This window comes from Actinoplanes sp. NPDC051388, assembly GCF_055586225.1.
The window spans coordinates 323,361-344,864 of sequence record NZ_JBVJIP010000008.1 but is presented as its reverse complement, the minus strand read 5'-3'; the positions used below and the strand labels follow the sequence as shown (position 1 = coordinate 344,864).

The following is a 21,504-nucleotide window of genomic DNA, read 5'->3' as shown; positions in this document are numbered from 1 at the left end:
TGGCGATGATGCAGATCAGGGTGGTGCGGATCAAGGCCGACCGGGTGGACCGGCTCGAGGGGTGGATGGCCGAGCTCAACCGCCGCGTCGACGAGGTGCGCGAGACGCTGGTGCAGGAGGGCATCACGCACGAGATGGCCTACCTCGTGCACACCGGTGACGGGCCGCTGCTCGTCTATGCCACCGAGAGCGCCGACCACGAGCGCGCCCGGCGGGTCTTCGAGGCGTCCGAGCTGCCGATCGACCGGGAGCACAAGGCGGCGCTGTCCGAGGTGGTCGACGGCCCGCACGACGCGACCCTGCTGCTCGACGTGACCGTTTGACGAACCGCGCAATTTGGGCTGTTTACTGTGGTCCGGGGCAATCCCGTTCGTTTTTGTTTACGTCACCGAAACGAATACCCGTCAGTTCGTACGTCAACGGGGTGGCATAGATGCGACTTGGCGCAACCGTGCCACCATCCTCCCGGGTCGCGTCGCCTTACCCTGACAGTGATGACGGTCCATGAGTTTTCCCAGTTGGGCAGCTTGAGCTGTGATGTGGGGGTGATTGCGGTCTGGGTGACCAGCCGCGGTCACGGTCGTGTGGCGGCACGACGTCACGCTCGCCCAACCTTTAACCATGCCGTGACAGAACGGCACTAGGGTCTGGCGTCAATTGGCTGACGTCACCTTGAAGTCATCCCGGAGAAATGCGGGGGATTCCGGAGAGGGTGGGACATGACGGGGAGTCCGATCGGGTATCTGGCCGTCGGAATAGCATCATCCGCCGATGATCGTAAGATGCTGGCTCAGTTGCTCGGCGAGACCGAGGCGTTTCTGATCGTGTCGAGTGTCGAGCAGGCTCGGCAGATTCTGGGCGGGGTGGGCGAGCCCGACGTGGAGATCGGGGAGTTGGTCGCGCGGCTGGCGTCCGGCGCGGCGGCGGCGCCGATGGTCACGGAGGAGGCGCCGGCCCGGGCGATGGCGCACACGGTCGCCGCGCACGCGGCGGACGCCCGGGTGATGGTGACCGAGGCGGTGCGGCCGATGGACAAGGACTTCGAGCCGCGCACCGTGGTCATGCATCCGCAGCCGGTCGAGGTGCTGCCGCCGGTGGAGCCGGGGCTGAGCGTCGACTGTGACCGGCGCGTGCTGCGCTGCCACGACCGCGAGATCGGGCTGACGCCGCTGGAGTACGACTTCATCAACTGCCTGATCGGCGCGCCCGGCCGGGTCTGGACCTATCAGCGCCTGCACCACGAGGTGTGGGGCAACGAACTGCTGGGCCGTGGCTCCGATCTGCACTCGGTGGTCCGCCGGGTGCGGGCCAAGCTGCACGGCATCGGCGCCTCGGCCACCATCCAGGCGGTCCGCGGCGTCGGCTTCCGGCTCGCGGCCAGCCGCTGACCTGAGACGAGAACCGCGGAGCAGCATCTGCTGCTCCGCGGTTCTGCTGTGCCGGTAAAGGATCCGGCCCGCCTGACGGGGACAGGCGGGCCGGACTTCCTATCTATTGCCTAGCAGCGGGTGGGGGTGAGCTGGAAGTCCTCCACCGTCTCGCCGCCGGCCGTGATCCGGGCCTTGCGCGTCTGGGGTTGCCAGCCGTCCTTGGCCACGATCAGCGTCAGCGGGTTGTTGCGCTTGTCGATCCAGTACGCGTACTCGCCGGCCGCGTTCGTGCTCAGCGACAGCGCCGCCGCCCACGAGTTGACCTGCACCGTGGCGCCGTTGATCGGCGCGGTGACGCCGGCGCAGCTGGCACCGGTCACCTTGCCGGTCAGCTTGCCCCAGGTCTTCGGCGGGTTGGCGATCATGGTGACGTCCACCGGAGGCACCGTGTACGGGGTGTTCTCCTTGATGGTGACGCCACCGGTGTACGTACCCGGCTGGTCGACGTTGCCGGTCAGGGTGACCCGGACCGTGACCTTCGCACCCGGAGCCAGCGTCGCCGAGGTCTTGTCCAGCGACATCCAGCTCACGTCCGCGCCGCCCACGGCGCACTCCTCGAAGCCGGGGAGCACCTCGCTCTCGGCGGTGGCGTTGAAGCCACCCGACGAACCGCCGACCTTGTAGAAGCCGCACGCGGCCCCACCGCGGTACCGCGGCTGGTTGGAGTTCGGCAGCGCCGTCCACGTCTCGGCGGACGGGTCGTAGGCGAAGCCCGCGTTGGTGACCGCGCCACTCTGGACGCCGCCGACCACGATCAGCTTGCCGTTGGCGACGGCGTTCGACGATGCCCAGTGGTCCGCCGGGGAGTTCGGGATGGCGGCCCAGGCGTCACCGGCCGGGTCGTAGACGTAACCAGCCGTCTGCGACGCGGAACCGTCGTTACCACCGGAGCAGTAGATCTTGCCGTCCACGGCCCCACAGGCGGGGAACGCGAGCGACTTCGGGTAGTCCGCCACGGTCGCCCAGCTGTCGGCGCCGGGGTCGTACGCGACCACGTCGTTCGACATCGGGGTGCAACCGGAGGTGGTGCAGCCGCCGATGGCGTACAGCTTGCCGTCGAGGACCGCGGTGCCGGCCGCGGAGCGCGGCGCGGGGTTGTCGGCCAGAGCCGCCCAGCTGTTGGCGCCCGGGTCGTAGGCCCAGGTGTCCGCGGCCGGGCCGGACTCGCCCCAGCCACCGGTGGCAATGATCTTGCCGTCGAGAACACCCACGGTCAGGGCGTTGCGAGCGCCCGGCAGGTCGGCGATCGGCGCCCAGCTGCCCGCCACCGGGTCGAAGACGAAGCTCTTCGTGGTCGAAGCGCTGCCGTCACCGCCACCGATGGAGTAGACCTTGCCGTCCAGGTTGACGACCCGGTTGTCCATCACGACCTGCGGGTACGCGGCGATGTCGGTCCACGGGTCGGCGTGCGCACCCTTGGCCGCAGCAGCACCCTTCGCGCCCTTGCTGGCAAACGAGGTGGGCACCGCGATCCGCTGGAGCGGAGCACCGGCCGAGGCCAGGATCTGCGCCTTGGTGACCTTGCTGCCATCCGCCTTCAGCAGCGTGAAGTCGCCCTCCCGCTCACCGAACTCGACCTCCACCGGCGAGCTGCCGGTGTTGGTCACGTTGAAGGACTTGGTGACCTTGCCGTTCGGGATCTGCACCGTGCCGCTGATCGCGGTGGGCTCCACCACGAGGCGACCGGCGCCGAGCTCGAAGTTGGCCTGGGTGGTCCAGTCCGCCTCGACGTCGACCGTCTTGGTCTGGCTTCCGTAGTTGCTCGCCGTCGCCGTGAACGGGTGCGCCCCGGTCTTCGACGAGAACAGCCAGTAGAAGCCGTCGGCCAGCCCGGTGTCGTCCGGGGTCGCCGTCGTGACGGCCTTCTCGCCCGGAGCGTCGTTGCTGGTCACGGTCGCGCCGTTGATGTAGCCGTCGGTGTTCTTGTCCTTGACGTGGCCGACCACCAGACCGCCGTCGGTCGGCGCGCAGGCGACCTCGCTACCCACGAGGACGTTGTCGACCTCCCACCACCAGGCGTACGAGGCGTCGTAGAAGTGGAAGCGGACCTGCACGTCGTTCTGACCCGCGGCCTGCGGGATCGCGATCTCGGTGACCTTCGGGCCACGCGCGTCCTCGGGCTGCGACAGGATGGTGGACCAGGTGGCCCCGCCATCGATGCTCAGCTCGACGTCGGCGAAGTCGTCACCCAGGGAGTTGAAGTCCTGGTTGAACCGCACCACCGGGGCGGCGACGTCGGTCAGGTCCACGATCGGGCTGACCAGCGAGCCGTCCTGGGTGTTGCCGGGGCCGTAGAAGTCGCTGTCGAGCATTGCGAAGTTGCCGCTGCCACCGGTCAGGTTGCCGCGGGCGCCCGGGTCGTTGAAGACCCAGCTCTGGCCCTGACCGGCGTTGTCCACGACGGTCCAGCCGGCCGGAGTGGCGTCGGTGTCGAAGGTCTCGAACAGGCCGTCCGAGCCGTACTCGTAGCCCGGCGCCAGCGAGCAGGCGTCGGTGTCCACCGGGACGGCCACGTTGCTCACCACGTTGCCGGTGCCGACGGTGACCTCCTTGGTGACCGTCTCGTAGCCCGGGTACTGCGTCTCGTAGACCAGCGTGTACGTGGCCTGAGCCGGCAGCGAGAAGCTGTAGCGGCCGTTGACCGGGTTGGTGTAGTCGGACACGCCGGACGCGCCCTGCACGCTCACCTTGGTGTAGAGCGGCCAGCCGTGGCCGGAGCCGTCGGTGACCGCGCCGCTGATCGTCACGCTCGGCGCGGCGGCCAGCACGACGTTCAGCGTGGTGGTGGCGTCGGTGGTGACCGTCGCCGTGACAGTCTTGCCGACGTAGCCGAACGCCGTCACCGCGACCGAGTACTCGCCCGCCGGAAGCAGCGTCGAGAAGGCGCCGCTCGCGTTGGTGGTCAGGGTGCGGGTGGCCGGGCCGGTGATGGTGACCGTGGCCCGCGCGATCGGAGCGCCGGCCTCGTCCTTCACGGTGCCGGCCAGGGTGCCGGTGTCACCGATCGGGGCGGAGTTCAGCAGCGCCAGCGCGTCCAGGCGACCCTCGCCGTACACGTTGTTGTCGGCGGTGCTGCCACCGCACTGCGCGTCGGCCTTGTCGACCGCCGAACCGTCGAGCAGCGCCCGCGTGCCGGCGACGTCACCGACCAGCGCCGGAGCGGCCGACCACAGCAGCGCCACGGTGCCCGCCATGTGCGGCGAGGCCATCGAGGTGCCGTTGAAGCTCGCGTAGCCGTTGCCCGGGACGCTGGAGCGCACGTTCACGCCCGGCGCCGAGATGTTCGGCTTGATCTCGCCGTTCTGGCCCACACCGCGGGCGGAGAAGCTGGCGATGTTGTTGTTGATGTCGTACGCGCCGGCCGAGTAGTTGCTGACCAGCGAGCCCGGCGAACCGGACGTCTGGCAGCTCGGGCCGCTGTTGCCGTTGGACCAGGCGCCGAAGATGCCGGACGCGGTCCACGCGTTGGTGACGTCCTCCATGAAGGGGTCGTTCGACGGCAGGGTCGTGCCCCACGAGTTGTTGATCACGTTCGGCCGCTTGCTCGCGTCCGGGTTCTGGCCCGCGAGGTCGGTCGGCTCGAGCATCCACTCGCCCGAGGTGATCAGCGCGGCGTCGGACGGGCAGCAGCCGTTGGCCGCGATCCACTTGACGCCGGGAGCGACACCGATCTGGTTCGCGCCGTCGGCGCCGGCCATCGTGCCCATGGTGTGCGTGCCGTGACCGTTGGTGTCACAGGGCGCAGCGGAGCAGCTGCCGGCCGCGTCGAACCAGTTGTAGTTGTGGTCGAACGTGCCGTCGCCGTTGTTGCCACGGTACGAGTTCACCAGGGCCGGGTGGTCGAACTGAACACCGGTGTCGATGTTCGCGATCACGATGCCCTGGCCCTCGACGCCGTACTGGGACCAGACGTCGTCGGCGTTGATGTTCGCGATGCCCCACTCGAGGGCGTTCGGGGTCTTCTCGTCGGTGCCCTTGGTGACCTCGGGAACCTTGACCTGGATCGAGGGGTAGAGGCCCTCGACGTCGGAGCGGGCGGCGAGGTTCTGGACGAGCGCGGTCGAGCCTCCGCTGACCTTGATCGCGTTCGTGGCCCAGAAGGTCTGGTACTTGATGCCCGCGCCGTCGAGCTGCTTGCGGACCTCGGCCTGGCTGGCGGCGGCGGTCTTCTTCAGAGCGGCCGCGACCTCGGTGCCCCGCTTGCCCCAGTCCTTACCGGCGGCTGCCTTGCCCAGGTCGGCCTTGGCGGCGAAGCGGATCCAGAAGTCGGCCTCCTTCTTCGCCTGCAGCTGGGTGGCGAGCTCGGGCCGGATCTTGTCGGCCTTGGCCGTCGCCTTGGCGGGCGTGGCCTGCGCCGGCGTGCCGGCCGCGGCCATCAGACCCGCGGCAACGACGGCGGCTGCGCCGGCGCTGACCAGGGATCTGGCCACACGTCTCCATTGTGGACGTTTTGACATGCTGATGCTGTCTCCTTCAGGACGACCCAGGAATGGAACGAGCCATGGTGAAGGGTCAGAAGACGCGCCGGACCGCTGGGGATGTATCGGTACGGACGAGCCCTACGCCCAGGCCCCCGGGGCGGGTCACACGCCGGCTGCCCGATCAGGACATTAAGAGGATCGACGACAGCCGATCAAGCATCGGGGTGAGCAGTTCAGCACCATCGATTGCTGAGAAACTGCTCTCTTTGCTGATCATGTCGAGTATGCCCAGCGTGAGCGCATGATTTCGCTCCGTTGGACGGGGGCGGCCTGTTTCTGGTTCCCCACGGACGCGACTTTCATGCCGGCGAATCGGAGCGCGCGTAGAGTGAGGCCGATCTATGGGGGTGATGGATCGTGTGGAGAAGGATCTGCGTTCTCGCTGTCGCGTTCGGGACGGTGCTGGCCGCCACGGCGGTGCCGGCGGGCGCCCATGATGGCACGGTTTCCTGGATGCTCCGGCACATGTCGGTGCGGGACAAGGTCGGCCAGCTCTTCGTGGTGGAGGTCTACGGCCAGGACGCGCGCACGGTCACGCCCGCGGCGGCCGCACGCAACCAGGCGCTCTACGGCGTGGACACCCCGGCCGAGGTGATCGACAAATACCAGCCCGGCGGCGTCATCTACTTCGACGCCCGGCGCGGGCCGGACAACGTGCAGAACCCCCGGCAGATCGCGACGCTCTCCAACGGACTGCAGGCCGCCGCGCTGCGCACCGGGCCGCACATCCCGCTGCTGATCTCCACCGACCAGGAGGGCGGCGCGGTGGTCTACCGGCTCACCGCCCCGGCCACCGCGATGCCGGGCAACATGGCCCTCGGCGCGACCCGCTCGACCCGCGACGCGAAGAGTTCCGCCCAGGTCATCGGCGCCGAGCTCGCGGCCGTCGGGATCAACCAGGACTACGCGCCGGTCGCCGACGTCAACGTCAACCCCGCAAACCCGGTGATCGGGGTACGGTCGGCCGGCGCCGACCCGGCCCTGGTGTCGAGCATGGTCGCCGCCCAGGTGCGCGGTTACCACGCCGGCGGGGTGGCGACCGTCGCCAAGCACTTCCCCGGCCACGGTGACACCGCGACCGACAGCCACTTCGGACTGCCCGAGGTCACGCACACCCGCGAGCAGCTCGAGGCGATCGACCTGCCACCCTTCCGGGCCGCCATCCGCGAGGGCGTCGACACCATCATGACCGCGCACGTGGTGCTGCGGTCGGTCGACCCGAGCGGCGCCCCGGCCACCATGTCCCACCCGATCCTCACCGGGCTGCTGCGCGAGGAGCTCGGCTACGACGGCCTGATCGTCACCGACGCGCTGGACATGGGCGGGGCGACCGGCACCTACCCGCCGGACGTCGCGCCGGTCGCGGCCTTCGAGGCGGGCGCCGACCAGCTCGTGCTGGCGCCGCAGATGGACACCGCCCATGCCGCGGTGCTGAGCGCCGTGCAGAGCGGCCGCATCTCGATGCGCCGGCTGGACCAGTCGGTGGCCCGGGTGCTGCGGCTCAAGCTGAAGCGCGGCCTGTTCGCCAAGCCGTTCGTCAGCCCGGACCGGGCCGCGGCGGTCGTCGGCGCGCCCGCCCATCAGGCCGCCGAGCGGGCGATCACCGACCACACCACCACGCTGGTGAAGAACGACGCCGGCCTGCTGCCGCTCGCCGCCGGACCGCGCAACGTGCTGGTCACCGGCTGGGGCGTGACGACCACGAGCACGCTGGGCGCGGCGATCGGCCGGCGCGGGCAGACGGTGACCGTGCGCGAGACCGGCACCGCCCCCACCGCGGCGACGATCGACGCGGTGGCCGCCGTGGCCGCGACCCAGGACCTGATCGTGGTGTCCACGATGAACGCGGCCGCCGCCTCGACCGGCCAGCACGCGCTGGTCCGGGCCCTGCTGGCCACCGGCAAACCGGTCGTGGTCGCGGGCGTGCGCAACCCCTATGACATCGCCCATTTCCCGGAGGCGCCGACCTACCTGGCGACCTATGGCTACACGGCCGCGTCCCTGGAGTCGCTGGCCCGGGCCCTCTACGGCGAGATCGACCCGGGCGGCCGGCTCCCGGTCAGCATCCCGCGGGCGGACGGCACCGGCACGCTCTATCCGATCGGGCACGGCCTCTGACGGTCCTCACATCAGCCAGGGGTCCATCCCGCTGCTGCCGATCGGCGGGTCGGCGATCGCCGGGGGTGGCGGCCGCCGCTTGCGCACGACGCCGGCGGCCCAGCCGGTGAGCATGCCCGGCAGCCCGGGCACGCCCGCGCCCAGCCGGGTCAGGTCGCGACGGCCCGGCCCGGTCGGGATGTCGCGGGGGAGCGTGGCGGCGGCGACCAGCCAGGTCGGCAGTCCGAGCAGGCGGGCCACCCGGCCGAGCCGCTCGGACTCGATCGTGCTCTCCGGGTCGAGGTGCTCGGACAGCAGATCGCCCAGGTCGTCACCGGCGTCCGGCCGGTCGCACACCGCGGCGAACGCGTCCGCGTGCATCGTGCCCAGGGGTTCGTCCAGGGTGTCCTCGTCCGCGCCCGGCTCCTTGGACGGGTCGCTCACATAGACCCCGGCCTCCTCGCCCTCGGCCCACGCGGCCAGCATCAGCTGCCGGTCGTTCAGCACCCGGACCGCGAGCACCGGCACGTCGAACCGCTCGGCCAGCGCCGCGCCGACCCCGATCACGCCGCGCCGGCCGCTCGCCACCGTCCCGGCGGCCGGGCGGGCGACCGCCGGCAGCCAGCCGTCCTCGGGCTGGGCCAGCCAGCCGCTGAACCTGATGCCGCGCAGGGCGGCGAGCACCTCGGAGCGCTCGGCGGCCGCGCCGGAGAGCACGACCGCGTAACTGTGACCGGCCGGCCCGCCCACTTCGCCGCCGGTCGCGCCGTAGACCGGAAACACCATGGCAGGATGATCCCACCGAGAGGAGCAGCCCATGCCACAACCCGAAGGTGCGGAGCTGGAAGCCGTTCGTGAACGGCGAGCCGTGCTGCGTGACAAATACCTCAAGCCCCTCGGCGAGCGCCCCGCGTCGGCCGCCCGCGGCATCCACCACGCCGCGCTGATCTGCCGCGACGTGGAGACCACCATCGGCTTCTACCAGGGCCTGCTCGGGTTTCCGCTGGTGGAGCTGGTGGAAAACCGGGACTACGCCGGGTCCAGTCACTTCTTCTTCGACGTCGGCAACCGCACGCTGCTCGGCTTCTTCGACTTCCCGGGCCACGACCACCCGGACTTCCAGGAGACCATCGGCGGGGTCCAGCACATCGCGCTGTCGGTGAGCCCGGAGCAGTTCGCCGCGGCCAAGGAGCGCCTGGACGCGGCCGGCATCGACTACCTGGGACCGGACCGCGGCGTCGAGGACAGCCTCTACATCCGCGACCCGAACGGCGTCGGCATCGAGCTCTACCGCGAGACCCTGGGCATCTTCGAGGGCGAGACCCTGGTTTCTTCAGAACGTGACTAATGATCTCGATCCAGGTAGCTTCTGCACCCGGCGTCCCTTGTGTGGCGACGTGGGGAGAATCGGGTGCGGGACGAGATGGCGGAACAGAGCGAGGGCGACCGGGTCCTGATCCGGCCGTACGTGCTTCCGGAGGGCAGCGGCGACTTCATCGACGAGCCGCCGCCCGAGCCTGAGGCCGGACCCGACGCCGCGGACGGCACCCTCGAGGTGCCCGTGCTGCCGACGCCCACGCCGCCGGGCGCGCCACGCAGCCACGCCGTCACCGGCGACAACGACCGCCGGCAGATGTTCTGGCTGATCGGTTCGGGCCTCGCGCTGGTGGTCGCGGTCGTGGTGACGATGTTCGCGTTGTGGCCGGGCTCCGAGGACGAGGAGCCGCCCGCGGCCAACGCGCCCGTGCTGGGCCTCCCCGGCGGCGGTCCGCCGGCCACCGGATCCACCACGCCCCAGGGGTCGGCCTCGGCGTCCGCGTCGTCCTCCACCTCGCCGTCGCCGTCGCGCGGCGGCCAGTCGTCCCGCCCGGCCGCCGCGGGGGCTGCGACCGGCGGCAAGCCGTCCGGGCCGCCCAGCGTGCAACCGCCCGCCGGGCCGCCCGCGCCCACCACCGCGCCGCCGCCCGGCAGCGACCGCACCGGCCCGATCACCGGCGGCGGCGACTGCCTCGACATCGACGCGGGCATCATCCTGCTCGGCGACAGCCTGGCGCACCGCGGCTGCAACGGCACCTCCTCGCAGCGCTGGACCCTCGCCGCGGACGGCACGCTGCGGGTCAGCGGTTCGTGCGCGCAGTCCACCGGCGGCGAGGTCAAGCTGCAGAGCTGCGGCGACGGCGACGCCGGCCAGTGGCGGGCCCGGTCCGGCAACACCCTGATCAACGTCGGCACCGGCCAGTGCCTCACCCGACCAGGGAACGGCGACGTGGTGCTCGCCGAGTGCGGCGGGAGCGGTCAGACGTGGGTGCTGCCCTGACGTACATCTGACGTTGGTCTGCCGGCCACCGACGGTGTCTAGCGTTCGTCGGCACCATGCGCGAACACATCCCACGCCCGGTCCGGCGCCTGCTGTCGCCGCTGCGGCACGCCGGCAGCCGCCTGCTGCGCCGCGGCCTGCACGCGGCGTCGCGCCGGTCGAGCCCGGTCAGCGACTACGACTGGGTGTTCGTGGTGACCTACGGCCGGTCCGGTTCGACGCTGCTGATGGGCCTGCTCAACGCGATCCCGGGCTACCGGATCCGCGGCGAGAACTACAACACGCTGTACCGGCTCTATCAGGCCGACGCGGCGGTGGCGAAGGCCCGCACGAAGTTCTCCAGCACCGACGACCTGATCCCGCACAGCGGCTGGTACGGCGCCCCGCTGATCCGAGAGCACGCCTTCCGCGCCGACCTGGTCGGCAGCTTCGTGGCGAACGTGCTGCGCCCCGAGCCGGGCGACCGGGTGCTGGGCTTCAAGGAGATCCGCTACACGCCGCAGCACATGAAGGACCTGACCGAATACCTGGCGTTCCTGCGGGAGGCCTTCCCAGGCGCGCGCATCATCTTCAACCACCGTGATCCGGCCGCGGTGGCCCGCAGCGGCTGGTGGGTCGACGTGAAGGATGCCGAGGCCAAGATCCGCGCCGCCGACGAGCGGCTGCGCGAGATCCCATCCGACCACCGGCACTTCCACTTCGAATACGACCGAATCCACGCCGACACCGGCCACATCCGCGAACTCTTCAACTTCCTGGGCGAGCCCTTCGACGAGGAGGCGGTGCAGAATGTGCTGAGCCACCGGCACAGCGTCTACCCCGCCAAGGCCTGACGTCTCCATCCGGCTCCGGCACGCACTCGGCAGGTGGCGATGCTTCCCATGCCGGACGGCTGGCGATGACTCGAATCTCATCTGTCGAGCCGACGTGGACGAGATCGAGTCGGGCTGGAACGGGCCGGTCGATGCGGACTTGACAGCCGGTAAAGCGTCGATCGCTAACGTCTGATCGTCTTTGGACTGACATGTTCAAGAACGGGGTCATGCATCAAGGACGAATTACGGACGACAAGATCGAACACGCGGTCTCGATATCACGATGGTTTGCACTTAGAGAACTTGCTACCTTTCTCTTGGCGATCGCGGACGACTTCTTGAAAATCAAGGAATCCTCGGTCAAGGTCGCGTGGGGTCGAACTCAAAACCAAGTCTGTAATGCACTCGCGAAACTCTGCATAGACCTCTTCGTTGAGCCGCAATCGAATCAGATCCGATACCGCGACATGTCGGAGGCTCGGCACGCTGTATCGGGCCGCCATCGTAAATGGATCGAAGCTGCCAACCCGATCCTCCGAAATACCCTCGATCAGTGCCATGGAAGACCGGCACATATGTGTGGCGGCAAAGTGGTTTGACGTTAATGACCGAAACCCAGTGTGCCTAAAAATGTAATTGAGAGTCACCGCATTCTGCATGCTCGCGTGCAGATCGTCACTGTCGCCTGTCGAGGATTTGCCGTATGAAGCGATGAGTTCGTCAACTGTTTTCTCGATGGTTGCGGCCACTTCGACTTCATCACTGGATCCTTCAAATCCGAGCATGCGTTGAGCAGTGATGATTGGGCTGTATCCGGATCCAATTTCAAGGACCTGCGCCTCCCATTTGGGAAGACGCATCACCCGGTTGGAGATTACCCAGGCTATATAGGGGTCCTCGCAAAGAAGGGAGGCTGGTCCGTAAAGGACGTCGGTCATGCCGGTTACCGGAATATCTTCGTCCGGTCCAAAGGGGAAGTACTGAGTAGATCCCACAGGGACCAGGACCCCTGCCCGAATTAGCGGAGCAATGAGTATCATCCCTGCAATACTGTCCGCGATCCTGTTTCGTTGGCTCTGTAGGTCTTTCTGCTCGCGCTTAAAGATGGCCGTATAGTCCGCTGCTCCCCGTCTCTGAGCACTGAAGAAGAGGTCGCGATCAATTTCACCTGCGCTCAAGTCCAATATTAGGAGGAAGTCGTGGGCCGCGTCCAAGACTCGATCGGGAATGACGACTCGTTCGTTCGTCATGACCGTGTGCCAAAAGTCTTCACGCTGGCTGAAATCGAAATCAGTCGCACCATGAAGATAGACTTCACCATGAATGGTGAAGTCGCTGATCCGCAGGTCCTCGAATCGGTGACTAAGCGGCTCTCCGCGTCCAGTGAACTTGGCACGCCATCTCGACCCATTGGCGCCCTGTCCTTTCTGCGCAACAGAACGATGGCCTTAGCAGCCCGACAGTCGGCCTCATTGTCGCAGCCTGCAACAACGTGATTGACGCTCATTTTTGTCGGTGACTACCTCGGCCGTGGAGGGGCTATGGGCTACGGCGTCGTCAAACTGAGGGCGCACGTCTCCGTCCGCCTCTCGCAGAGCGCCGTTGATCGGTGCGGATCTGTTGTCTCCGCCTACGGCGCGGAGGACGTCCCTGAGAGCCTTGGCTGGGTTCGAAGCTTCGCTAGAGCGTGGTCATCTCGGAGGCCTGGCCGTCGGTTAGTGGGAAGAAGGCGACGAACACCACGCCATCCTCTTGGGCGTCGAAGCGGGTGATTCGGACGCCGGCCGGCTCGAAGAATGCGTCGCCTGGGCCGAGAATCTTCTCCGGGCCGTCTTCGATCTGGAAGATTGCCGAGCCCTCGATGATGGTGCCGACCACCGGGCCGTTGTGCACATGCGGGCCGGCCGCCACGCCCGGGCCCATCCGGATCCGGCGCGCCTCGAGATGGCCCACCAGCAGAGGCCGGGCCAGGTGCACGTCGAACAGGACGTCCCGCGTCACGTCAGCCATGGGCGGCGAGTTTACCGAAGAGGTCGGCGAAGATTCGGTCCCGATCGGCCGACAGCGCCTCGCGAATCAGGTGCCGGGCCGGGTCGTGACTCCAGGTGCCGTCCGCGGTGAGCAGCGGGCTGTGCACGCGCGCGGTCGGCACCCAGGTCTCGTCGATCAGCCAGGCCACCACGCCGATGTCCCACAGCACCTTCGACGCTGCCACGTCGTCCGGGACGTAGTCGTCGAAGATGTTCGCCAGGTAGTCGCCGATCGGGCCGGTGCCGCGCACGTACCGGTCGATCTCGGGTCTGGTCGTGCGGAGGTGCTCGGTGACGTTGCGGCAGGGCACGTGCACCAGGGGGACGCCGCCGTCCAGCAGCACGTGCGAGGCGGCCAGGTCCTGCTCGGCGTTGAACTCGACGGCCCGGTGCCAGTAGCGCGGGTTGCCGCCGAGCCAGACCACCACGATCCGCTCGGCGATGTCCGGGGCCGCCAGCAGTGCCGCGGCCACGTTCGTCGGCGCGCCGATGGTGAGGACGTGCAGTGTTTCGTCCGAGGCGCGGGCCCGCCGGATCAGGTCCTCGGACGCCGGGCTCGGGGCGGCCGGCAGCCAGCTGCGGGAACCGTGCAGCACCGGCGGATGCGGTTCGGGCAGCCGGTCCAGCAGGCGCCGGATCTCCTCGTAGCTCTTCACCATGCCGTCCTCCGGGCCGGTCGACCGGTCGTTGTGGAACGGCGCCGCATAGAGCGCCTCCAGCCGGATCCGTTCCGGCGACAGCATCGCGTAGACCACCGCGAACTGGTCGTCGATCTCGTTGAAGGTGTCGGTGTCGAGGATCGCGCGCACGCTCACCCGGAGCAGGATAGGCGCGCGGCGGCCCAGTCCGCGTGGTCGTTTCCGTTGCCGTCGCCCGCGTCGGTCACCCGCAGCTCCAGCGTGCCGGCTCCGGTCAGGTCGACGTCGGCCGCGACCGCGCCGCCGCTGCCGGTGACCCGCCCCGAGTCCCACACCGAGACCCCGTCCAGCCACACCGAGAACGCCACCGATCCGCCCGATCCCGTCTCGTCGTCGACACCCACGTCCGCCCGGAAACGCGTGCAGTCACCGCCCAGCGGCAAGGTCACCCGGGAGAGAGCATGAACCCCGAGCCCTTTCGGGTACGCGCGTCCCGCGATCGTCAACGGCCCACCGTCCCCGGCCGGCTGCTCGGCGTTGCTCATGTCCCGTTCCACCGGCCCCCACCCGTTGGCGACCGCCTCGAACGGCAGATCGCTCACCCAGGCATAGCCCTCCGGCAGCGGCGTCGCGACCTCGGCCGACGCGGTGGTGGTCGTGGTGAAGCCCTCCGGCGAGGTGCTCACCACGGTCGCGGTCAGCGGATGAGTGCCCACATCGGTGCCGGCCGGCGCGGTGACCTGGAAGGTGGCCGTCCCGGCGCCACTCAACGTCACCGAAGACGGCGTGACGGTCCAACCGTCCGGCGCGTCCAAGGTCACCGTCGCGCTCGACAGTGCGCACTGCGCCGCCACGGTCACGTCCACCGCCGCCGGGCTGCCCGGCGTGACCGTGTCCGGCGCGTCGATCGTGACCGTCGGCGGGCAGGGCGCCGGCACGTCCGAGTTCGGCACCCCGCCGCGGGCCGCCTCCGCCGTGGTCAGCGGCCGCAGCACCAGATCCTGGGCGTAGGACCGGTTGGCCGGCAGCCGGAACGGCGCGAGCACCGAGTTCGGCGTCTCGCCCATGCCGGTCTCGCCGGCCAGCGCGTGCAACGTGACCCAGCCCGGGTTCCTGACCAGGGGCAACTGGTGGTCGTACTCGGCGCGGTCCAGGTCGTCGTACGCGGTCACGCTCACGTCGTTCATGCCGCCGACCAGCAGACCGTGCCGGCCGTCGGTGAGCGCCGCCCAGCGCGCGTCGGTGTGGTTGCCGTTGGCCTGCGGGCGGGAGTAGCGCACGTACTCGTCGTCCACCGTGCTGCGGTAGACGCCCATCGCCGCGCCGCTCTTGCGGTCGTTGTAGGTCTCCTGCGGACCGCGTGCGTGATAGGCGAACTCCCGCATCGCCTGCGGCACCCGCATCGAGAGCCCGACCCGCGGCAGATAGGGCAGCGCGGCCGTGCCCGCCCCGGACGGCGTGACCTCCTGGCGCAGCGTGATGGTGCCGCGCCGGTCGATGCGGTAGGTCAGTTTCTGGTCGAAGGCGATGCTGATGCCGGCGTGGCGGCTGGTCACCTCGACCACGGCGGCGTCCGCCTCGGTGCTCGTGCGCACCCCGGTCACCGTCGACGTGAGCGCGTCCAGGCCGATGTCGTGCCAGACCCGCCGGTCGTCGGTGCCCCAGTCATAGGTCTCGTTGCTGGTCGGCGGTCGCAGCACGTCCAGCACCGGACCGCCGCGCAGCAACTCCCGGCCGCCGGCCCGCATCGAGGCGAAGACACCGTCGTCGAAGCGGTAGCTGAATCCGGGGGCGGAGACGGTCACCCGGCCGTCGGCCTCGACGAGTGCGGGCGCGCCGCGTACCGGGCGGGGGAGGATGCCGGGGACCGCCCGGCCGCCGGCCGCGAACTGACCCTGACCCAGCACCCAGCCGGCGCGGGCCCAGGCGACGTCCTGCGTGCTGACCGCGGTGACGGTCAGGAAGCGCTCGCGATCGGCCGGATTCGGCGGGCCGGTGCCGGGGGAGAGGTCGACGGTCTGCGACGGCGCCAGCGAGAGTGTGCGGGAGCCGGATGCCAGCGTGCGGTCCTGCTCGGTGATCTTCCAGTCGATCCGGGTGGCGAGCGTGCCGGTGGTCTGCTCGTTCTGGACGCGGACCTGGCCGGCGCCCGGCGAGGTGATCCGGATCGGGGCCTGCGCCCAGGCCATCTCCGCGGTCTCCGGCTGCACATAGCGGTCCGAGCCGACCAGCCCGTCGGTGCCGGAGAGGCTGATGCCGAGGCTGAGGAAGTCGCCGCGGCGCTGCACGCTGTCGAAGTCCAGGGACAGCACGGGATCCGGGCCGCTGCCGTAGATGCGGGCGTAGTCGAGCCGGCCGTGACCGGTGCGGGCGCTCCACAGGTCGTTGTCCTGCTGGGTCTCGGCGTTGTGCCCGATGTTCACCTCGAACAGCCCGGGGTCGACGGCGCCGGAGCGCTGGAGGGAGGCCACCTCGGCGCCGTCGATGAAGAGTCGCAGAGCACCGCCGTCATAGGAGCCGGCCACGGAATGCCAGTTGTCATACCAGTCGGCCGGCACGTCGGCCGCCACGGTCGTCCAGCCGTTGATGTCGGCGCCGAACTCGAGGGTGTCCCGGTCGCGCATCTGCAGCGCGTACCCCAGGCCCTTGGTCAGGATCGGGAAACTGCCGGACCACGCACCCGGCTCGACCCGGGCCTCGAGGCGCAACGGACCGGTGAGGTCGAACTTGCGGTCGCGGAAGACGTCGACGAAGTCGTCGAGGCCGGAGAGGTCGATGACGCCGTCCTTCACCGCCGGCTTGCCGACCAGGAACGCGTTGTCGTCCAGGACGTAGAGCGGCTGGCGGAGGTTCTGCTCGGCCCAGTCCCAGATGAAGCCGCCCTGCATGGACGGATGTTTGCGGGCCAGCGCCCAGAACTGGTCGAAGTTGCCGAGGCCGTTGCCCATCGCGTGCGCGTATTCGCCCATCACGATCGGCTTGGCGCTGCTCAGCGTGCGGTTCTCCAGCCGCTGCGGGGTCGGGTAGCGGGGACCGTCCACGTCGGCGTAGGGCGCGTCGCCGTCCGGGCTGTTCGACTGGTGGTAGAGCAGGCGGGTGGGCTCGTTGGCGTCCGCCCAGGCCGCCATCGCGTAGTGCGCGGCGCCCAGCCCGGCCTCGTTGCCGGTGTCCCAGAAGATGACGCTCGGGTGGTTCTTGTCCCGCTCGACCATCGCCCGGAACCGGTCGGCGAACGCGGCCTGCCACTCCGGCCGGTCGGCGAGGCAGTTGTTCGGGCAGCTCTCGTGGTTGTGCGTCTCGATGTCCACCTCGTCGTCGACCCACAGGCCGTGCTCGTCGGCCAGGTCGTAGAGGTAGGGGTCGGACGGGTAGTGCGAGGTGCGGACGGCGTTGACGTGCAGCTTCTTCATCAGGAAGACGTCGTTGCGCATCGCCGCGCGGCTGTTGTGCCGGCCGGTGTCCGGGTCCGTCTCGGCGCGGTTCACTCCCTTGATCAGGATGCGCTTGCCGTTGACCAGGATCGTCTTGTCCCGGATCTCGATCTCCCGGAAGCCGACGCGTTGCGAGGTGATGTGCTCACCGGTCTGGAGCACCAGCGTGTAGAGGTTGGGCTCCTCGGCGCTCCACTTCCTGGGGTCGGCCACCGGCATGGTGAGCGTCGAACCCTGACTTTCCACCGCGGCGATCTGCCGGTCCCCGTCGAACAACCTCGCCTGAACCGTGCCGGGCGTCCCGGCCACCTTGACGCGGGCGGTCAGCACGGCGTCGCGATAGGACGCGTCCAGGTCTGTGGTGATGTACGCGTCGCGGATGCGGGTCTGCGGAGTGCGATAGAGCGTGACGTCCCGGAAGATCCCGCTGTACCGCCACTGGTCCACGTCCTCCAGATAGGCGCCCGAGCCCCAGCGGTGCACCTGCACGGCGACGGTGTTCTTCCCGGGCCGCAGCCGGTCGGTGATGTCGTATTCGGCCGGCGTGTAGCCGCCCTGGTCGTAGCCGACGTAGGCGCCATTGACCCAGACCAGGTAGTTGCTGGTCACGCCCTCGAAGCGGAGGAAGACGCGGCCGCCCGCCCAGTCCGCCGGCAGGTGGAAGTCGCGCACGTAGGCGCCGGTCGGGTTGACGTCGCGCGGCACCCGCGGCGGGTCGTCCGGCACGATCTCGCTCGGGATGTTCCGGAAGATCGGGTGGTCGATGAAGTCGGACTGCCAGGTGTGCGGCACGGTCGCGGCGGGCCACCGGCTCGCGTCGAACCCGGCGCCGTGGAACGCGGCCGGCACGTCCTGCGGCTTGTCGAAGATCTTCAGCCGCCACTCGCCGTTCAGGCTCTTGACCAGCGGGTTGGGCGCGGTCCGCGCCAGGGCGGCGGCTTCATCGGGGTACGGCCGCAGGTCCGCGTGCGGCTCCTCCTGCCCCTCGCCGGTGAGCTGTGGATCGTCCAGATAGGTGTAGACGTCCACCGGCTCGGCGGCCGAGGCGGGCATCACCACCAGCAGGGACGCCAACAGGGTCAGGACCACGACGGCAGGACGGCGCACGGGTAACCTCCGGGAAACATCGACCGCAGTAGATGCTTCTGGCCCGTGCGCCGTCCGTCAACCCATGGCTACGCCTTGGCTTGCATGGCCGACCGTGCGGGATTCCCCTGCTCGCCCGCCTTGGGGTCCTTCTCGTCCTGCTTGGCGCGCACGCCGGCCTCGATCTTCTCGCCCAGACCCTTGTCCACGTTGCGCCAATATTCGAAGGCGCGCTGCAGGATCGGCTCGGAGACGCCGTTCAGCAGATGCCCGACGATGTTGGTGACCAGCCGGTCGCGCGCGGCGTCGTCCAGCACCTCGCGATAGAGCGTGCCGGGCTGACCCCAGTCGTCGTCCTCGGCGTGCAGGGTGGCCGCCGAGCGGACCATCTCGCCGTCCTTCGAGTAGCTGTTCACCTCGACGTGCGCGGAGTTGACCGGGATCTGCTTGTAGTTCACGCCCAGCCGGGCCCGGTGCGCGTCGACATAGCTGAAGCCGCGGGCCAGCAGCATCTTGTCCGGCGAGAGGCCGGTGCCGGGCACCACGTTGTTCGGCTCGAACGCCACCTGTTCCATCTCGGTGTGGTAGTCGGTGACGTTGCGGTCCAGCGTGAGCCGGCCGACCCCGCGCAGCGGGTAGTCCGCGTGCGGCCACACCTTGGTCAGGTCGAACGGGTTGAAGCGATAGGTCTTCGCCTCTTCGAACGGCATGATCTGCACGTGCAGCGTCCAGCTCGGGAACTCCCCGGCGGCGATGTGGTCGAAGAGGTCGCGCTGGTGGTAGTCGGTGTCCGCGGACGCCATCTGGTCGCCCTCGTCCTGGGTGAAGAACTCGATGCCCTGGTCGGTCTTGAAGTGGTACTTCACCCAGAAGCGCTCACCCTGGGCATTGATCCACAGGTAGGTGTGGCTGCCGTAGCCGTTCATGTGCCGCCAGGTGTCCGGGCTGCCCCGCTCGCCGGCCACGGTGGAGAACCGGATGATCACGTCGGTCTCCTCGCCCGGCGAGGAAGACCGCGGCCCGGGTGAAGGCGCTCAGGTCCTGCGTCACCTGGAAGCGGCCGAACGCGCCACCGCCCTTGGCGTGCGGCTGGCGCTCCGGGATGCGCTCCCGGTTGAAGTTCGCCATCTGCTCGATCAGGTAGTGGTCCTGGAGCAGCAGCGGCCCGTCGGGCCCCACGGTGAGCGAGTGTTCGTCGCTGGCGACCGGGACGCCGGCATCCGTGGTCGTGGGCTTCCTGGGTTCCGATGCGTTGTCCATCCCGTGGACGTACCCGCACCCCGCGCGCCCAACCCCGTCTCTGGAATCGGTCAAGTCAAGCGGATCGGATGTATTTACCGGATTCGCCGCTCCTCGGGTGATTCGCCGCGTTTGGCTGTTCCCAGTAGTTGATTGACGACAACTAAAGGGGATAGGCGAATGAAGACATCCAGGATGGCGTGCGCGGCGGTGCTGACGGCGGCCATGGTGCTCGGCACGGCCGGCCCGGCGCGCGCGGCCGGCCCCGGCGACTCGTTCGAGAAGCCGATACTCGCGGCGAACACCTTCAGCACCTTCGGCAACGGCGGCTGGATCGGTCCGTGGGAGGTCACCAAGGGCAGCGTCGACCTGATCGGCAAGGGCTACTGGCAGGCCGCCGACGGGGTGCAGTCGATCGACCTCAGCGGCAGCGAGGCCGGGGCGGTCACCCGGGAGTACAAGACCATCCCCGGGCTCCGGTACCGGTTGACCTACGCGGTGGCCGGCAACTTCGCCTGCGCGCCGGACGTGAAGACCGGCACGATTCTGGCCGACGGCTACCTCAAGCAGCATTTCGCGTACCACAAGACCAACCAGACCACGCTGAACATGAAGTACAAGCACAAGAGCGTCGTCTTCCGGGCCTGGCGCTTCCGCACCGCAGTGACCATCAACTCCACGACGCCCGGCTACTGCGGACCGGTCATCGACGACGTCAGCTTCCGCCCGGCGATGTTCCACTGATCCCGGTCTGACGTTCAGCACTTGCGGCGGTGTCGGGCAGGGGTGACACGATGATCAGCATGACCCTGGAACACACGGTCCGGCTGCGCTTCAGTCACCTCTCCCGCGCCGCCGCCACCCACACCAACCTGTCCGCCGTGCGCGTCGACGGGAGCGTGGTGTGGATCGCCGGCGACGAGACCGCGACCCTGGAGCGCCTGGTCGCGGACGACCCGGCCAGCCCCACGGAATATGCGGACGAGCGGTCCTTCCGGCTCGGCGACTTCGTGGACCTCCCCGGCGAGGACGCCGACGAGGAGGCGGACATCGAGGGGCTGGCCCGCACCGGGCACTTCCTCTGGGCGGTCGGCTCGCACAGCCTGCGGCGCAAGCAGATCAAGGCCAGGCACCACGGGGACAAGGCGCTGCGCCGGCTCCGCAAGGTGGAGGGCCAGGCCAACCGCCAGATTCTGGTACGCCTGCCGGTCGCCACCGTCGACGGCCTGCCCACGCCGGTGCACTCCCTGGACGTGGACGGCGCGCCGCACCTGCCCGCCGCCCTGGCGCCCGAGGACGACCTGCGCCGATTACTCGCCGACGACGAGCATCTGGCGCTGTTCCTGCCGATTCCGGGCAAGGACAACGGGCTGGACATCGAGGGCATCGCGGTGCACGACGACCCGGTGGGCGGGGACCGGGTGCTGCTGGGGCTGCGGGGGCCGGTGCTGCGGGGCTGGGCGTTCGTGCTGGAGTTGCGGCCGTACGTGGATCCGGCTGAGCCCGGGCGGTTGCGGTTGCGGTTGTTCGCGGACGGGCGCGCGTACCGGAAACATGTTCTTGATCTTGATGGGCTGGGCGTGCGCGATCTGTGCCCGGCGGGGGAGGATCTGCTCGTGCTGGCCGGGCCGACGATGGACCTGGACGGGCCGGTGCGGATCTATCGCTGGCACGGCGCGATGGGCGTGGACATGCCGGCCGTGGTGCGCGACGACCTGATCACCCGCGAGCTCGACCTGCTCTACGGCGAGGGCGACGACCACGCCGAGGGCATGGGCCTGATCGACGAGAAGCTGGCCATGATCGTCTACGACAGCCCGGCGGTGGCCCGCTTCCACGGCGAGGACGTGGTGATCGCCGACGTGGTCCGCCTGCCGTGATCGACGCCGCGATCGCGCGGCTCACCGCTTGACCCTGACGCAGCGTCAACCCTCCATGCT

17 protein-coding genes are annotated in these 21,504 nt (G+C 69.3%); 9 read left to right on the top strand and 8 right to left on the bottom strand.

Annotation, left to right across the window (positions count from 1 at the left end):
* Nucleotides 1-5: 5 nt before the first annotated feature.
* Together ACZ6TI_RS22290 and ACZ6TI_RS22285 are read left to right on the top strand one after the other, a co-directional pair.
* Complete coding sequence (locus ACZ6TI_RS22290; RefSeq protein ID WP_465347014.1) at nucleotides 6-323, top strand: DUF6176 family protein; 318 nt, start codon at nucleotides 6-8, stop codon at nucleotides 321-323.
* Nucleotides 324-782: 459 nt separating this feature from the next.
* Entirely contained in the window at nucleotides 783-1,388 is a 606-nt protein-coding gene (locus tag ACZ6TI_RS22285; protein WP_465347013.1) for a winged helix-turn-helix domain-containing protein, read from the top strand.
* Nucleotides 1,389-1,498: 110 nt separating this feature from the next.
* On the opposite strand, the gene ACZ6TI_RS22280 is transcribed toward ACZ6TI_RS22285, so the two are convergent.
* The gene (locus tag ACZ6TI_RS22280) at nucleotides 1,499-5,860 is read right to left on the bottom strand and encodes a S8 family serine peptidase (protein ID WP_465347012.1); all 4,362 of its coding nucleotides are present in this window, start codon (nucleotides 5,858-5,860) and stop codon (nucleotides 1,499-1,501) included.
* 408 nt (nucleotides 5,861-6,268) lie between these two features.
* On the opposite strand from ACZ6TI_RS22280, the gene ACZ6TI_RS22275 reads away from it, so the two are divergent.
* Entirely contained in the window at nucleotides 6,269-8,029 is a 1,761-nt protein-coding gene (locus ACZ6TI_RS22275) for a glycoside hydrolase family 3 protein (protein WP_465347011.1), read from the top strand.
* 6 nt (nucleotides 8,030-8,035) lie between these two features.
* Here the strand turns inward: ACZ6TI_RS22275 and ACZ6TI_RS22270 are convergent, their stop codons facing one another.
* Entirely contained in the window at nucleotides 8,036-8,794 is a 759-nt protein-coding gene (locus ACZ6TI_RS22270; protein ID WP_465347010.1) for a hypothetical protein, read from the bottom strand.
* A 31-nt stretch (nucleotides 8,795-8,825) separates the two neighbouring features.
* Between ACZ6TI_RS22270 and ACZ6TI_RS22265 the strand changes: the two genes are divergently transcribed.
* The 3 genes from ACZ6TI_RS22265 (at nucleotide 8,826) to ACZ6TI_RS22255 (ending at nucleotide 11,158) form a co-directional block, all read left to right on the top strand.
* Nucleotides 8,826-9,356, top strand: coding sequence for a VOC family protein (locus tag ACZ6TI_RS22265; protein WP_465347009.1), 531 nt, complete (start codon nucleotides 8,826-8,828; stop codon nucleotides 9,354-9,356).
* 63 nt (nucleotides 9,357-9,419) lie between these two features.
* The gene (locus tag ACZ6TI_RS22260; protein WP_465347008.1) at nucleotides 9,420-10,325 is read left to right on the top strand and encodes a ricin-type beta-trefoil lectin domain protein; all 906 of its coding nucleotides are present in this window, start codon (nucleotides 9,420-9,422) and stop codon (nucleotides 10,323-10,325) included.
* Nucleotides 10,326-10,381: 56 nt separating this feature from the next.
* On the top strand, nucleotides 10,382-11,158 hold the full coding sequence (locus ACZ6TI_RS22255; RefSeq protein WP_465347007.1) for a sulfotransferase family protein: 777 nt from the start codon (nucleotides 10,382-10,384) through the stop codon (nucleotides 11,156-11,158).
* A gap of 260 nt (nucleotides 11,159-11,418) precedes the next feature.
* On the opposite strand, the gene ACZ6TI_RS22250 is transcribed toward ACZ6TI_RS22255, so the two are convergent.
* Nucleotides 11,419-12,318, bottom strand: a complete 900-nt coding sequence (locus ACZ6TI_RS22250; RefSeq protein WP_465347006.1) for a hypothetical protein — start codon at nucleotides 12,316-12,318, stop codon at nucleotides 11,419-11,421.
* Between the two features lie 21 nt (nucleotides 12,319-12,339).
* On the opposite strand from ACZ6TI_RS22250, the gene ACZ6TI_RS22245 reads away from it, so the two are divergent.
* On the top strand, nucleotides 12,340-12,636 hold the full coding sequence (locus tag ACZ6TI_RS22245; RefSeq protein WP_465347005.1) for a hypothetical protein: 297 nt from the start codon (nucleotides 12,340-12,342) through the stop codon (nucleotides 12,634-12,636).
* 184 nt (nucleotides 12,637-12,820) lie between these two features.
* Here ACZ6TI_RS22245 and ACZ6TI_RS22240 read toward each other — a convergent pair whose 3' ends face one another.
* The 5 genes from ACZ6TI_RS22240 to ACZ6TI_RS22220 form a co-directional block, all read right to left on the bottom strand.
* Complete coding sequence (locus ACZ6TI_RS22240; RefSeq protein WP_465347004.1) at nucleotides 12,821-13,150, bottom strand: cupin domain-containing protein; 330 nt, start codon at nucleotides 13,148-13,150, stop codon at nucleotides 12,821-12,823.
* Nucleotides 13,143-13,985: a nucleoside hydrolase gene (locus tag ACZ6TI_RS22235; RefSeq protein ID WP_465347003.1), complete on the bottom strand. Its 843-nt coding sequence runs from the start codon at nucleotides 13,983-13,985 to the stop codon at nucleotides 13,143-13,145. The genes ACZ6TI_RS22240 and ACZ6TI_RS22235 overlap by 8 nt, the downstream gene beginning before the upstream one ends.
* A complete protein-coding gene (locus ACZ6TI_RS22230) occupies nucleotides 13,982-18,346 on the bottom strand; it encodes a glycoside hydrolase family 2 TIM barrel-domain containing protein (protein WP_465347002.1) in 4,365 nt (1,454 codons plus the stop codon). The genes ACZ6TI_RS22235 and ACZ6TI_RS22230 overlap by 4 nt, the downstream gene beginning before the upstream one ends.
* Nucleotides 18,347-18,414: 68 nt before the next feature.
* Nucleotides 18,415-19,311, bottom strand: coding sequence for a catalase (locus ACZ6TI_RS22225; protein WP_465347001.1), 897 nt, complete (start codon nucleotides 19,309-19,311; stop codon nucleotides 18,415-18,417).
* Nucleotides 19,202-19,585: a catalase gene (locus ACZ6TI_RS22220; protein WP_465347000.1), complete on the bottom strand. Its 384-nt coding sequence runs from the start codon at nucleotides 19,583-19,585 to the stop codon at nucleotides 19,202-19,204. The genes ACZ6TI_RS22225 and ACZ6TI_RS22220 overlap by 110 nt, the downstream gene beginning before the upstream one ends.
* Before the next feature lie 159 nt (nucleotides 19,586-19,744).
* On the opposite strand from ACZ6TI_RS22220, the gene ACZ6TI_RS22215 reads away from it, so the two are divergent.
* Both ACZ6TI_RS22215 and ACZ6TI_RS22210 read left to right on the top strand, forming a co-directional pair.
* Nucleotides 19,745-20,308, top strand: coding sequence for a DUF642 domain-containing protein (locus ACZ6TI_RS22215; RefSeq protein ID WP_465346999.1), 564 nt, complete (start codon nucleotides 19,745-19,747; stop codon nucleotides 20,306-20,308).
* 59 nt (nucleotides 20,309-20,367) lie between these two features.
* Nucleotides 20,368-21,444 (top strand): DUF3616 domain-containing protein, encoded by a 1,077-nt coding sequence (locus tag ACZ6TI_RS22210; RefSeq protein ID WP_465346998.1) that lies wholly within the window; start codon nucleotides 20,368-20,370, stop codon nucleotides 21,442-21,444.
* The last annotated feature ends 60 nt before the right edge of the window (nucleotides 21,445-21,504 follow it).